This is a genomic window from Paenibacillus massiliensis subsp. panacisoli DSM 21345 (assembly GCF_000426545.1).
GTDB lineage: Bacteria > Bacillota > Bacilli > Paenibacillales > Paenibacillaceae > Paenibacillus > Paenibacillus panacisoli.
In genome coordinates, this window is record NZ_AUFO01000007.1 from 82,511 (window position 1) to 96,126 (window position 13,616).

Annotated in this window: 11 protein-coding genes; 5 read left to right on the plus strand and 6 right to left on the minus strand. The window is 48.6% G+C overall.

The annotated features are described in order from the left end of the window. Nucleotides 1-195 precede the first annotated feature (195 nt). The 3 genes from kduI (at nucleotide 196) to kduD (ending at nucleotide 2,628) form a co-directional block, all read left to right on the plus strand. Nucleotides 196-1,029: a 5-dehydro-4-deoxy-D-glucuronate isomerase gene (gene kduI / locus K331_RS0103565; RefSeq protein WP_025679529.1), complete on the plus strand. Its 834-nt coding sequence runs from the start codon at nucleotides 196-198 to the stop codon at nucleotides 1,027-1,029. A gap of 70 nt (nucleotides 1,030-1,099) precedes the next feature. Further along, the gene (locus K331_RS0103570; protein WP_036634082.1) at nucleotides 1,100-1,876 is read left to right on the plus strand and encodes a DeoR/GlpR family DNA-binding transcription regulator; all 777 of its coding nucleotides are present in this window, start codon (nucleotides 1,100-1,102) and stop codon (nucleotides 1,874-1,876) included. Next, nucleotides 1,873-2,628, plus strand: a complete 756-nt coding sequence (gene kduD, locus K331_RS0103575; protein ID WP_028589217.1) for a 2-dehydro-3-deoxy-D-gluconate 5-dehydrogenase KduD — start codon at nucleotides 1,873-1,875, stop codon at nucleotides 2,626-2,628. The genes K331_RS0103570 and kduD overlap by 4 nt, the downstream gene beginning before the upstream one ends. A gap of 248 nt (nucleotides 2,629-2,876) precedes the next feature. Here the strand turns inward: kduD and K331_RS0103580 are convergent, their stop codons facing one another. After that, nucleotides 2,877-3,398, minus strand: coding sequence for a hypothetical protein (locus tag K331_RS0103580; protein WP_028589218.1), 522 nt, complete (start codon nucleotides 3,396-3,398; stop codon nucleotides 2,877-2,879). A gap of 75 nt (nucleotides 3,399-3,473) precedes the next feature. Further along, the gene (locus K331_RS0103585) at nucleotides 3,474-4,505 is read right to left on the minus strand and encodes a LacI family DNA-binding transcriptional regulator (RefSeq protein ID WP_028589219.1); all 1,032 of its coding nucleotides are present in this window, start codon (nucleotides 4,503-4,505) and stop codon (nucleotides 3,474-3,476) included. Between the two features lie 232 nt (nucleotides 4,506-4,737). On the opposite strand from K331_RS0103585, the gene K331_RS0103590 reads away from it, so the two are divergent. Both K331_RS0103590 and K331_RS0103595 read left to right on the plus strand, forming a co-directional pair. Further along, nucleotides 4,738-6,018, plus strand: a complete 1,281-nt coding sequence (locus tag K331_RS0103590; protein ID WP_084165328.1) for an apiosidase-like domain-containing protein — start codon at nucleotides 4,738-4,740, stop codon at nucleotides 6,016-6,018. Nucleotides 6,019-6,087: 69 nt separating this feature from the next. Next, nucleotides 6,088-7,992: a beta-glucoside-specific PTS transporter subunit IIABC gene (locus K331_RS0103595; RefSeq protein WP_028589221.1), complete on the plus strand. Its 1,905-nt coding sequence runs from the start codon at nucleotides 6,088-6,090 to the stop codon at nucleotides 7,990-7,992. Nucleotides 7,993-8,135: 143 nt separating this feature from the next. On the opposite strand, the gene flgB is transcribed toward K331_RS0103595, so the two are convergent. The 4 genes from flgB to K331_RS0103615 form a co-directional block, all read right to left on the minus strand. Further along, a complete protein-coding gene (gene flgB / locus K331_RS0103600; protein ID WP_028589222.1) occupies nucleotides 8,136-8,543 on the minus strand; it encodes a flagellar basal body rod protein FlgB in 408 nt (135 codons plus the stop codon). Between the two features lie 139 nt (nucleotides 8,544-8,682). Continuing rightward, the gene (locus tag K331_RS28865; RefSeq protein ID WP_051289601.1) at nucleotides 8,683-11,685 is read right to left on the minus strand and encodes a GAP1-N2 domain-containing protein; all 3,003 of its coding nucleotides are present in this window, start codon (nucleotides 11,683-11,685) and stop codon (nucleotides 8,683-8,685) included. Continuing rightward, nucleotides 11,685-12,947: a TRAFAC clade GTPase domain-containing protein gene (locus K331_RS0103610; protein ID WP_028589223.1), complete on the minus strand. Its 1,263-nt coding sequence runs from the start codon at nucleotides 12,945-12,947 to the stop codon at nucleotides 11,685-11,687. The genes K331_RS28865 and K331_RS0103610 overlap by 1 nt, the downstream gene beginning before the upstream one ends. A gap of 33 nt (nucleotides 12,948-12,980) precedes the next feature. Then, nucleotides 12,981-13,616: a hypothetical protein gene (locus K331_RS0103615; protein WP_028589224.1), complete on the minus strand. Its 636-nt coding sequence runs from the start codon at nucleotides 13,614-13,616 to the stop codon at nucleotides 12,981-12,983.

Consider the following 13,616-nt stretch of genomic DNA (forward strand, 5'->3'; position numbering starts at 1 on the left):
ACCTCTATCATACCGCAGATCGTTCCATGAACCAAACACCTGCAAAGCGTCCAATGATCTCCATGATCTACAACTAACGAAAATATAAAGTTTAAATAGTTAATGATATAAGACTTGCAAAATAAACATATATGGAGTAATTTAAACTTATATAAACATAATTTTAAACAAAATGAACTACAAAGGAGAATTCACATGGAAAACCGTTATGCTTCTCATCCACATGAGGTCTCATCCTTCAAAACTACTCGCTTACGCGATGAATTCCTGATTGATTCGCTGTTCAGCCCTGATGAGCTGACGCTTGTATACTCTCACGTTGACCGTTATATTATTGGCTCAGCTGTTCCTGTCAAAGGCTCCATTGAGTTGAAAGCGGATTCGAAGGTCATTGGCGCGGATACCTTCCTGGAGCGTCGAGAGCTTGGGGTCATCAATATCGGCGGTAGCGGCACCATCCAGGTTGACGGTACAACCTATGAGCTGGGACACCGTGAATGTCTGTACGTCGGGCTCGGCGCGAAGGATGTGCTGTTCACAAGCAATGATCCTGCACAACCAGCCAAATTCTATCTGAACTCTACCCCTGCTCACCATGCATACCCTACAGCCAAGACAGGCCCAGATGACGCATTTAATGTTCATTTAGGTTCGATTGAGAATTCTAACGACCGTACAATCTACCGCTTCATCCACGAGAAAGGTATTCAAAGCTGTCAGCTCGTCATGGGACTGACGGTGCTTGAGCCAGGAAATATGTGGAATACGATGCCTGCCCATACACACAATCGTCGCTCTGAGGTGTATCTATACTTCAACCTGCCTGAAGACAGCGTTGTGTTCCATCTGATGGGAGAGCCTGAGGAGACACGCCACGTCGTAGTTCGCAACGAGCAGGCCATTATCTCTCCGAGCTGGTCCATTCATAGCGGTGTTGGTACCAGCAACTATGCCTTTATCTGGGGAATGGCTGGCGAGAACCAGGTATTCGAGGATATGGATGGCGTAGAAATGAAGCGTCTGAAGTAATTCGTCACCCACATTTGATATAGAGCATACTCATGTACCACTCAATCGCACAGAAATGGATGTATGTCGCATGAACCCTTTGCTTCGATATGAGAAGATCATGGAAGCCCTGCTAACCGATAAGGAAATCACCGTAAATGAACTAAGCCAGCGGCTTAAGGTGACAGGCAAGACGATACGCGAGGATTTAAAGCGACTGGAAGAACAAGGTCTGGTCGTACGTGTCCACGGCGGAGCCATGCTGGCGAATCGTGAGCAATTCGGAATCCTGCCTGAGAAAGAGACCCGTGTCAAGAATGCCGATGAGAAGCAGCACATCGCCGAGCTCGCGTCCCAGCTCATTGAACCGAATGACATTATTGCACTCGACGGTGGCAGTACGACGCTAGCGATCGCTCGTCTGCTGGGTTCGTCTCCTGTCACGGTGATCACCAACGATGTTCATATTATCAGTGAGCTGGCCACCAAGGACCTGATTCGTCTGGTTATTCCTGGCGGCTATCGCGTACGCAATATGCTGACGGGTCCTGAGGGTGTCAATTATGTTCAGCATTTAAATATTCAAAAGGCGTTCGTATCCAGCGCCGGCGTTCACTGGGAGCATGGACTATCTGTATACACAGGGGATTTCATTGACTTCAAGAAGGCGCTCGTGGATACTGCACAGCAGGTCTACGCCGTAGCTGATCATCACAAATTCGGACAGACCGCCCTGCGCACCTTCGCACAGCTGAGTCAACTGAATGCCGTACTGTCAGACCGATTACCTACTGGAGATATGCTGAAGGCTTTCCAAGCCACCGGAATAAGCATGATTTGCACAACTGAAGGAGTGTCCGATCTATGAAACCATTGTTTAGTCTTGAAGGAAAAACAGCTCTTGTCACCGGAAGCTCAGGGGGACTGGGAGAAGGGATTGCCATAGCTATGGCGGAGGCTGGCGCAGATGTCGTTATGGTGTCACGCTCTGGCAGCGAGGAGGCTGCACAGGCTATTACAGCTTTGGGCCGTAAAGCATTGTCCATCTCTGCCGACCTGGGCCAGATCGATCAGATCGAGGCTGTATTCCAAGAAGCGCTGACCCTGACCGGGCGCATTGACATCCTGATCAACAATGCTGGCACTATCCGCCGCGCCCCTGCTGCCGAGCACAGTATGCAGGATTGGAACGCTGTCATCGACCTGAACCTGAATTCGGTATTCCTCCTGTCACAGCTTGTAGGTCAGCATATGATTGCTAGAGGTAGTGGCAAAATCATCAATATTGCCTCCATGCTGTCCTTCCAGGGCGGTATTAACGTACCAGGCTATACAGCAAGCAAGCACGGTGTGGCTGGATTGACCAAAGCCTTCGCAAATGAATGGGCAGGCAAAGGCATTCAGATTAATGCGATTGCTCCTGGCTATATGGAGACTAACAATACCGCTCCGATTCTCGATGATCCGGACCGGACTCGTTCGATTACAGAGCGAATCCCTGCTGGACGTTGGGGTACTCCTGAAGACCTGAAGGGACCAGCTATTTTTCTGGCCTCTGCTGCCTCCGATTACATGAATGGTCACGTTCTTTGTGTAGACGGTGGCTGGCTGGCTAGATAACACAAGAATATAGACCATTACACTGCTCATTTATAGTGATATGACAGGAAGCCCCAGATTCGTCATCGAATCCGGGGCTTCCTCCTGTAATTGCACCCATAATATGTTTCACTAGGTTCGCATATTCGTCATGTCAATCATATTCATTCTCGTCAAGTTCACCATGATAGTCAGTTCACCATGTTCGTGTATTGATTCGTATGTTGATTACTATGGTGCTCCTTCTTAATGTACGCCACTGCGATTAACTAATGCACCGACTCCCAGCGGTGGCGGAATTGCTCAAGTCGCGGGTGACCCTGCTGAGGCTCATGGGTGAGAATTAGACGAATCCGAGTAATCCAGCCTTCAAAAGACGAATACGAAGCGAATTGCTCTGCCGTCTCAGGGGCCATGTACACAAAATAAGGTGCTGGATACGTATCTGCCAGATACTTCAACGCAGTATCCACTGGTGTATACTTCTTTCTTTTACCATCCCAGTTCTGGATAATCGCCTCTAGATGACCATACTCCTGCTTCCACTCGTCCAATCTCTTCGCACGCTTATGAAAAGGGCTAATCGGCAGCTTGGACATGCGTCTAGCCGTTTCCTCATGAAGAGGATAGAGCACGACGGTCGCGAAGCTTCGCTGCTCAGCCGTATGCATGAACTGCTCCAGCTCCGAATCCGTAATCTGTTCGAACGTATCATAATAAATCAAAGTCCCCTTCTCCTGTTCAGCGGGCGGCTCATAGCCGAATGGAACCTTTATATTGCCTCGGGCCACGTTTGTCCCCTCCTTAGCAGTAATTCACATGAGTAGTGTGTTCTTTATTGAAATTGTAAATACTTATCTTCAGAATCACTCCCTGACAGTCTGAGGGGGGCATGAGTTACGCTCAACAACCTCCGTGTTAATCAGAACCCCACTATTGTGGTCTTCCTGGTCATTGATCTTTCGCAGCAGGATATCCATCGCCGTCTTGGCCATTACATCTTTCTTCACATGAATAGTCGTGAGCTCAGGGCTTATCACCTTGGCTTCCAGAATATTGTCAAAGCCCATGACAGCCACTTCCTCGGGAACCTTTACAGCAAGCTCCTGAAATGTCTTAATCGCACTGATCGCCATGTAATCATTCTCGCAAAAAACGACTGCGGGCAGTTGCTTCACATTGCCTATCTCTGTTTTGAAAGCATCCTGTGACACAACCAACATGGGCTCCATCGCAAAATTCCCTTCAAGCTCCATGCCTGCCTCTTTAAGCGCAGCCATAAAACCTTCTTTTCGCTTCACAAAATTCAGAATACGCACATCGGATTCAACGTAAGCAATGCTCCTGTATCCCAGTGACAGAAGGTGTCTGCCCGCCTGATAACCTCCAAGATAATTATTGATCGCTACAAAGCTGGCATCCAAATGCTCAAACCATGTATCTAATATCACGATATGAGGATGAACAGCTAAGACGTCCTCTAGGAGTGATGCCGTCAAATTCGTACCCAGCATTAAAATCCCTGCGGAAGGCTGCTCCTGTTCCAGCGTCTGGATCTCTTCATGCAGATTCTGAATCGAGATGGAGGAGATAATCAGCGTATGTCCCTGCTCTCTTGCATAAGCCGTCAGATGATGAATCAGTTCATTGAAGAACGGCTGAGATTCATACCGATCCGTGATGATGTCCGTATTTTTACAGGCTACAAAACGAATGATGGAATTGTTTTTAGTTGACGCTTTGTTCGTTTTGAAAGTCCGCGGGGTATACCCATGGGCCTGTGAGATCTCCAAAATATGCTGACGTGTCGCTTCACTCACGCCAGCTTTATTATTGAGCGCAAGGGAGACAGCCGCCTTGGATACCCCAGCCAGTCTCGCAATATCATCTATTTTCATGCATACCACTCCTGAATAGTATTAGTGCTCTCTAAATTATAACATTATCATACGCAAAATTTCATAAAATTAACTAAACTAAACTAACTTTTATATCCGCAAAATTTATTTGACTAAATGATATTTCGGTGCTAATATTCAGATGAAAACGCATTATTTTAGTTAAAAACACTTTATTAGCAGTTTATTTTACCTAAAATAAACTAAATGAAATGTACTGAAAGGCTAGGTGATGAATGTGAAGGTAACTGTTGCGAGCCATGAAAGAGCCTTTGAGCTAAATGGTAAGCCGTTATTTTATTTAGCGGATACGGTTTGGAGTGCATTTACCAACGCCTCCCTTGAAGAATGGGCAGAATATCTCGATTATCGAAAATTACAGGGCTTTAATGTGCTTCAGATTAATACCCTGCGTCAGTGGGATGCAAGTGAATCGGATCTCCGAATGGATCCCTTCTTACTGCAGGAAGATGGCTCCTACGACTATCAGCAGTTGAATGTGGAATATTTTGACCGCGCTGAGCAGATGCTTGGCATGGCTCTTGAGCGTGGCTTCATTCCGGCCCTCGTGCTGCTGTGGTGCAATTATGTACCAGATACTTGGGCTGGGATGTTTCAGGAAGGGAATAAAATGCCCTTTGACTGTGTTGAGCCGTATGTCCGATACGCTGTGGAACGCTTCTCCAAATATAATCCGATCTACCTGGTCAGCGGTGATACCGACTTTCCAAGCGAGCAAGCTATTGCGTATTACACCAAAGCCCTTGAGGTTGTGCATGCCTTGAGTCCGAACAGCTTGAAAACGCTCCATATTCGAGGTCGGCTACGGGAGATCCCGGATACATTGGAGCAGCATGATGGCCTGGATTTTTACATGTACCAATCTGGTCACAATTCCGAGTTTCAAGCGACAGCTTATGAGATTGCCGAGAATTTTTATACACGTCCACGCACACGTCCAGTCATTAACGGCGAACCCTGCTATGAACAGATTAGCTACAGCCGCAATGTATACGGCAGATACTCTGCCTGCGATGCGCGGAAGGCCGCTTGGCAGAGCCTGTTGGCTGGTGGTGGCGCAGGTATCACCTATGGAGCACACGGCATTTGGAGCTGGCATAAACAAGGCAAAAAGTTCGGGATCGTCGAAGGGGAAGGCTTTGACGCCCCTTACGACTGGAGAGAAGCTGTCCGCTTTGAAGGGGCATGGGATTACTCCTTTATCAAATATTTATTTGAAAGCTATAACCTGATCGGGATCTCGCCAGCTGACATCGTACTCAATGAGACGCCGGAAATTCGTGCCGCCGCGAACGATACCACCATTGTCCTGTACATTCCGGTCAACACCAAGGTTCGCTTGAATCTGGACGTTCAGGATTACAGCTTCACAACTATTGATCTGACAGCCAGAAGATTCGCCTGTACAGAGATTACAACCCACGATGGGAAATCCGTCATTGCTATGCACCGTTTTGAGAAGGATGTCGTGGTCATTGGCAAGCGAAAATAGGCAGCTATGTGCCTCTGATTAGAAAGCGCATACATCTGATGAGTATTATTACTGCAAGGAGTGACTAGAGTGAATTACGAGAAAACAGCCCAGGAAATTCTGAAGTCGGTTGGCGGAGCAGGCAATGTGAACAGTGTCATGCATTGCATGACACGTCTGCGCTTCAAGCTCAAGGACAGCAGCTTGCCCGATAAGGAACAGGTCAAACAGATTGACGGAGTCATGACGGTCGTGGACAGCGGCGGACAATTCCAGGTCGTCATTGGGAATGACGTACCAAGGGTATATGCCGAATTAACAAAACTGCCAAGCATATCGGCAGAAGCTGCCCCTGTGGAAAAGGATACACAAGGAAGCCTGTTTAGTCGTTTTGTAGATGTCATCTCTGGTGTGTTCATGCCAGTGGTTGGCGTGCTCTCAGCCGTCGGGATTCTCAAAGGTCTACTCTCCTTATTCGTCACCCTCAATTGGTTAAGCGACGATATGGGTACTTACAAAATTTTGTTCGCTGCAGCGGATGCCTTATTCTATTTCTTCCCTATCTTCCTTGGCTTCTCTGCCGCTAAGAAATTCGGAGGGAATCCTTATATATCGGCAGTAATCGGAGCCGCCCTCGTGTATCCAACCATGACGGCCGCCTTTGCAGAGAGTACGCCTCTAAGCTTTATGACTATACCGGTAGTTCTGATCAGTTATACGTCATCCGTCATACCTATCATTCTTGGGTCTTATCTGGCAGCTATTGTCGAAAAATTCTTCAGCAAAGTACTACCTTCAGCCGTAAAGCTGTTCTTTGTACCCCTGTTAACCATACTGATTGTCCTGCCACTCGTCTTTCTTGCCATTGGACCTATCGCCACGTTCGTCAGTAATCAACTAGCCGCTGGCACCTTGTGGGTGTATGGCTTGAGTCCGATCATCGCAGGTCTTCTGTTGGCCGGATTCTGGCAGACCGTCATTATCTTTGGTCTACATTGGGCGTTCATTCCCATCTTGCTCAACAATGTTATGAATAATGGCTTTGATCCTATTAACGGTATGCTGTTTTGTACCATTTTCGCGCAGACAGGTGCAGCTTTTGCCATTTCACTGAAGACAAAGGATACACGTCTGAAGCCTATTGCCACCTCGGCTACGATCGCCGGGATTATGGGGGTTACAGAACCAGCTATTTATGGAGTCACCCTGCCGTTGAAGAAGCCATTCATCCTGGCCTCCATTGCTGCAGGTATCGCGGGTGCCATCGCAGGGATGTTCGGTGCCAAGAACTACTATACGATTGCTGGCGGCGGTATCTTTGGTATTCCGATGTTTATCGGTCCGGAGGGCATGGATCAAGGCTTTGTGGGATTCCTCATTTCGGTGGTTGTCGCCTTCATCGGCGGCTTCGTTCTAACTTACCTGTTTGGGTATAAGAATCAGCCCGTGACTCAGGCGGCTACGGAAGTTCAACCTACGGAAAGCCAAGCTAAGGATATCCAAGCTACAGACTTATCTACTCGTAACGTTGGGGATCAGCCTCAAGAAGTGTCTATATTCAGTCCTCTAGAGGGCGAATGGTTACCATTAAGTGAAGTAGGCGACGAAGCCTTCTCCAGTGGAGCCATGGGCAAAGGAGCTGCAATCCTGCCTACGGTCGGCGTGGTCTATGCTCCATTTTCGGGAACTGTACAGACACTGTTCAAAACCAAGCATGCCATTGGACTTGTATCATCTGAAGGCGTGGAGACGCTCATTCATATCGGTATTAACACTGTAAAGCTGAAGGGAGAGCATTTCACGACCTTTGTTAAGGAGGGTGATATCGTTCAAAAGGGCGACAAATTAGTCGAATTCGATATCGAAGCAATCCGAAATGCCGGCTACGATACGACGACCTCCGTCATCGTCTCCAGCCTTGCAACATACACAGAGATTAGCATCAAGGAACACGGGCACATCCGCTCAGGCGAGCCTTTGTTCAACCTGAAATAAAACACATGAGGGAAGCAGGCAAGATACCTGCTTCCCTTCTTATGTTCCCAGCTGAACCTTGGCATCCATATTCCACAAAAAAAGAAGGGCTATCCCAGTAGATATCTACATGGAATAGCCCCGCTCTTGCTACAACTTTGCTATTATTTCAGTTGAGACAGTAGATTCTTCATTTTTGAATAATACCCATTGACCCGATCAATGGTATAGTTATACATCAGGTGGTTCTCGGCCAGCTCCGACATTTCCTTATCCACATCGACGTTATTGAAGTTATTATTCATAGCAGTGTTCTGTGATTGGACTACCTGATAGGCAACCTCGTTAGAGCTTACTGGGGTCGGCATATGCCTAGGATCTGTGCGTCTCATCCTTAGCTCACCGTTCTTATCACGCTCCAGCTTGCGTCTTAATTCTTCCTCGAATACAACGGATTGGGCCTTGTAATAAGGCGTATCTGCATTCGCGACGTTATTGGCAATCGCTCTATTCTTCGCATTAAGCGCTACTAGCAAGGAAGCGTGCATGCTATTGGTATTCGAATGAATCATGGCTGGCTCCTCTCTCAATCGCCATTTTCACGATTTTACGTATATATACAATTTATAAGAGCAGCGTCCATCAAGTCAATCTATTTCGTAGAAAAAGTGCGTTATTTCTACAAGAATCGCATAGATTGCGCTTTTGCACTTAATTCGTTTTTCCTTTTTCTATGACTAAAGGCATAGTAACCTCATCAATCACCAGCTTGCTATTATCTTTGAAAGAGTAATCCTCTTGAATGGCAATGGTCAACGGATACGTAACAGACGGCTGTTGAGTTTCCTCAAGATCAGGACCAGAGGCTGAATCTGGCGCTACAGCATTGGACGAATCCCCCGTGCCATCAGCAGCTGTCTCATTCTCTCCTTCCGCAGAGCCGGAAGCTGATTCACCGGACGGAGTCGATTCACCAGAGGTATTTGCGTTACCAGAGCCTGCAGAGCTCGAGGAGTCATTGGTGTCTCTTGCACCCGTTGAGTCCGCAGCGCTCGAAGAATCAGAAGATGGACTCTCCATGCTAAGGGTACTGAGCTCATCAACTGGCAGCAGCTTGAACTGCTTGAACTCATGAGTTGTGCCGTCAGGCTCTATGACTGAAATATGCTCAGGAGCAAAGACCAGCCTAGAAGCCTCATCAGGAAACTGCAGCTCAAGTAACCACTCGCCTGCCTGCGATTTGACTGCTTGTAGTACAGCTGTTACTGCAGCAGGCTCCACACTCTCCTCTGACTGGCCCGATGGGGCTGGCTGCTGAACGGTTGGAGACTGTGGATCTGGCTGCTCAGCCTGATCCTGGCCCCACACACCTGCCGCAAGTAGACTACCGCAGACAACTACTCCCAGCAAGGCGATCATGATGGTCACTCGCCCTCCCTTACCCATCTTGCGAAATACGCGAAGCCAGCCTGCCTCCGTCTGGCGCTTGGCCTGGACATAGAATGACTGATAGGGCTCGGGAGCAGGCTTGAAATACTTGTTCCATAGCTGCTTCTGGTGCAGCACCTCACGTCCTTCTGCCCTGAAATAAGCTAGCAAGGCATGACGATAGCGTGTCTCGTAACCGCCTCGTACCGTTCCGAATTCAATCCGCTCCTCGCTCCAGCGAATGAACGCACAGATCGTCTCAGGGGAGGCTGCCCAATTGCGCACGGCTTGCAACATTCCAACATAGTTCACCATGCCAGCCTGTTCCCCTGTGGAAGCATAGAACGCTGGGAGAATAAGCGCAAACTTCCCTTCACGAATCTCCTCCGGAAGCCACTGTAACGCCCAATCCTGCACGGCCTTCTCATCCTCAGCGGATAGTCCCTCAAGCAAGGTCAGGCCTGGATCAACATTCGCGAACCAGTCGTATGCAGCGATGAGCTGCACTGCCCTTTGCTGCAATGAGCGGTTCAGTCGAGCCACCCAAGGTCCCAGATCCGATCGGTTACAAAAACGAAGCTGTGTAATCTGGGATGGCTTCATCTCCTGGAGGCTCTGCTGTGTAATCAGGTACATATCTGCAGCCTCTTTTAATGCATCCGCCATCCCTGGAAGGAACGAAGCAGCATCAGATCCATCGCGCTCAACTTGTTCCAGCCTGTCATGCAAGACATTGGCCGCCGCGACCAAATCTGCTTCCTTGCCCATCGTCTGTGCTACAGCTGCGATCATCGTCTCCTGAATCTGCTCATCAGCCTCCAGACCTGGACGATACCGAACCCATTGGATGAGCATACTCATCAGCTCTTGCATATTCCGAGCAGTGCGAAGCTGTCCCTGCAAATAAGGAACGAACAAGGTAGAAGTCAGCAGTGGGTTACTCAGTAGCTTGGTCAGCAGCGAATTCTTCAAATCAGGGGCCTGCTCTACAGCAGCTACAATGCGAGCAGCCTCAGCTTGTCGCCCTGTAGCAAAAGCATTGTTCAACGAACGGATCAAATATTCCACTAGCTTGAATTCAATATAGCGCTTATCTATTTTGTAGTACTCCCGAAAGGTCTCAATTAAAGACGGCTCCGGTATAAATTGATTTTTGACCCGGTCAAACTCGCGATCAAATGCCTCAAGAAACAGGTCATTCAGTCTCATCTTCTGAGGCAGTGCGTTGTCTATGGATAAGTATTGGATAAGGGCACGGAGAAGACGCTCCCGATTGTCCTCATAGCCACTTGGATCCCCATTTTCCATTCGATATAACATTGCCAGCTCGTCATAGGCATTTAGCGATAACTCTCGCTCAGACTCCATGCCCTCCAGCATTTGGGCAGCGAATTTGAAATATTCCTCAAGGGATTCCTCCTGCTGTAGCTGTTGCCAGACCCAGGACAAGTACCCTCTCTGTTGATCCTCCGGTTCCGCATTCAATACGCGGCTCTGGGCTAGATCAAATATATAATCCTTATCAATGCTTCGATCTCCGTGTCGGAGGCCGCCCGGCTCCGTGAATGTGACATGAATTCCCTTACGGCTAGAGGGCTCTTTGACATATGTAATGAAGCCAAGCTTGCGTCGGAACGCAAAGGGCAGTACGGAGTACAGGATTTGCAAGAGTGACTTCGCTGCCTTACTGGTGTCCTCTGCCTCGGTATTCAGGGCAATGTAGACCTTCTTGCGGCCTGCAACAGACATCATCACGGCGTATAGCAACTTTGTAAAGATCGCTTCATCCAGCCCCAGACGCGTCAGAATTTCACGACTGCTCTCCTTTGGAATCAAGCCCTGCGCCGGAAGCTTATCCAGCTCTGGTAGCTCGGTTCCCTGCTCGATGTCATAGCTCTCCGCAAAGGCTACATTCAGCCACAGCTTATAATCGGCTGCCCCCTCTGGAGCTCCCTTCGGGATGATCAGATTGTGGGTGAAGAACGCACTTCGCAAGCCAGTGAAGTCGGCAGCCTTAAAGACACTTCTGCCCAGAATCATTTCACCGGATTCTGTTCGTATCAGATGAAGGGCATCAGGATAGACGCTCTCCTCCTTCACTCCGCGAGCCGTCAATGCCGTAGGGGCATCATAGGTGCATAACGGATGTAGCACTTTCTTAATCCATGCCGCCTCCAGGCCCACGGATTTGGCCACCGTGTCGAAGCCTTCAGTTGTACGAAAGACCCCACGTCTTTCCCTTGTGTACATTTGCTGCTGAATGAGGTGGAGCTCTGAAAAACCCACTACGACTCTCTCCCCTCAATATACTTCAGTTTGTATAACAGCCAAATGAAGGGCTCATCCACACGGATCGGACTAACAAGCCCCTGTAGCTTCTGATCAACGGGGTTACTGCCGAGTGCAGACACCGCAAAATAAGCCGTATCTGTGAAGTATACATCCATCGTCCCCTTGAACGGCTTGTCTACCTTCTCGATGAATCGTCTAATCTCACCATCAATGTTGGCGAACTCTGTCAGATCAAGATACTTCCGATGCTCCATTGGATTGAAGACATTGCTATTTCTCTTGATGTAAGTTCCCTCATCATCTGCCAGTGCAGTCAGCATATCGCTTTTGGTCAGCACAATTGCTGTTGGAATGGACGTTTTGTTCTTCTCCTGATACGCAATGAAATCACCGAACAGGGTCAGTACCACATCTCGCGGTTCATCGTATTGGGAGACGAACTCCCCACGCTCATCACCCAGATTGAGCTTGATTCGCTCGCGGATCGAACGAATCTGTAGCGGATCGACCATGAACAGAATGCCTGCTGAGTTCTTGATATGTTGACCATGCAGGCCCAGATAGTCCTGATCGACCATGCCTTCCCCCGCAACATCGAAGAATACCAGCGTAAGGGGAGCCTTATCCTCATCCTTGAAGACGAATTGAAAAATAAACGGCTCCTGCATCTTCTCCTTCTGCGTGGAGGACAACAGATCCCCTCGCTCGAACAATGGCTCTTCATAAAGACTTCTGAACTTCCGACTGATCTCGGCCGTCAACGGCATACAGGCTGCATCAAAATGATCTGCTGTGTAATGCTGCAGAGTATGGATTAGGGAGGTCATATAGACGGATTTTCCAGCCTGTGAGGCACCAATAATCGATATGATATTGCTAGGTACCTTGCCTGCTGTAACCGGAAGCTCGTTGTGACAATGCGGGCACAAACGACGACGTGTAAGCTCACCGTATCGGTCTGTTAGCCCTGTAAGCACCTCATCAGTATAGTGATGATATTCCTCAGGTACATCCCTTGGGTCAATGATCGCTTCGATCTCATAGACCATATCCAGACCGAAGCGCTCACGATACTTGTTCAGTCGATCATCCTCGCCAAGTGCGAAATCCTCATCATCCTCACGATGATGGGTTGCCCGGAAGACGACGTCCTGCGGCTCGAATTTGCTGAAGCAATAAGGGCAGACAATATCATAATATAGTGGTCTGGGCTCTTCCTGAGGCTTCTTCTTGAAGAATTGCTGAAAAAAATTCATAGAAGCTCCTCCTCTCATTCAATCTCTCAATTCCTACTCAGGGATCAGCTCATACGTCTGACCATATGTAGCTCCCTCCGTGAAGAACAAGCGGACATACTCATCCGCTCGCACTTCAATCGAAGGCAGTATATTGGGGCCAGCCATAAAGGACTGGGTGAAGGGATAGACCGTTCCGTCCTCTTTATCGAGCGGGTATCCCCCCATCTTCTTCACATAGCAGAGAACCTCCCGCGGAACGGGAACCTCGGCTGTGACCTTGATCTGGACCGATTTACGGTCCCTGAACCATGCCTTCTTATGCTGTACAGAATACTTGATCTTCGCCTTGCCTGCACTAACAACAATCTGATTCCCGGAATCCTGCTGCAATATTATGATAGGCCCATCCTGCTCCAATACGCTTGGATAGACTGTATATATGACTCGACCAATGCCCTCCAGTCTGTCCCGATAATAGCCGGCCGCCTTGTATTCATCACGTGTGAAGAGACGGAGCTGACTCTGGTCAGGCTCAGCAGGTACGGGCAGTTCATCGCTTTGTTTAGCAATATATACAGCGTGGACTCCAGAGGGCCAGCGCCAGCGCAAGGCTAATTCATGATTTTCGATTTTGGAGCTGATGTCCGTTATTCCAGGATACCCCGGCTCTGATTGTCGTGTCTTCAT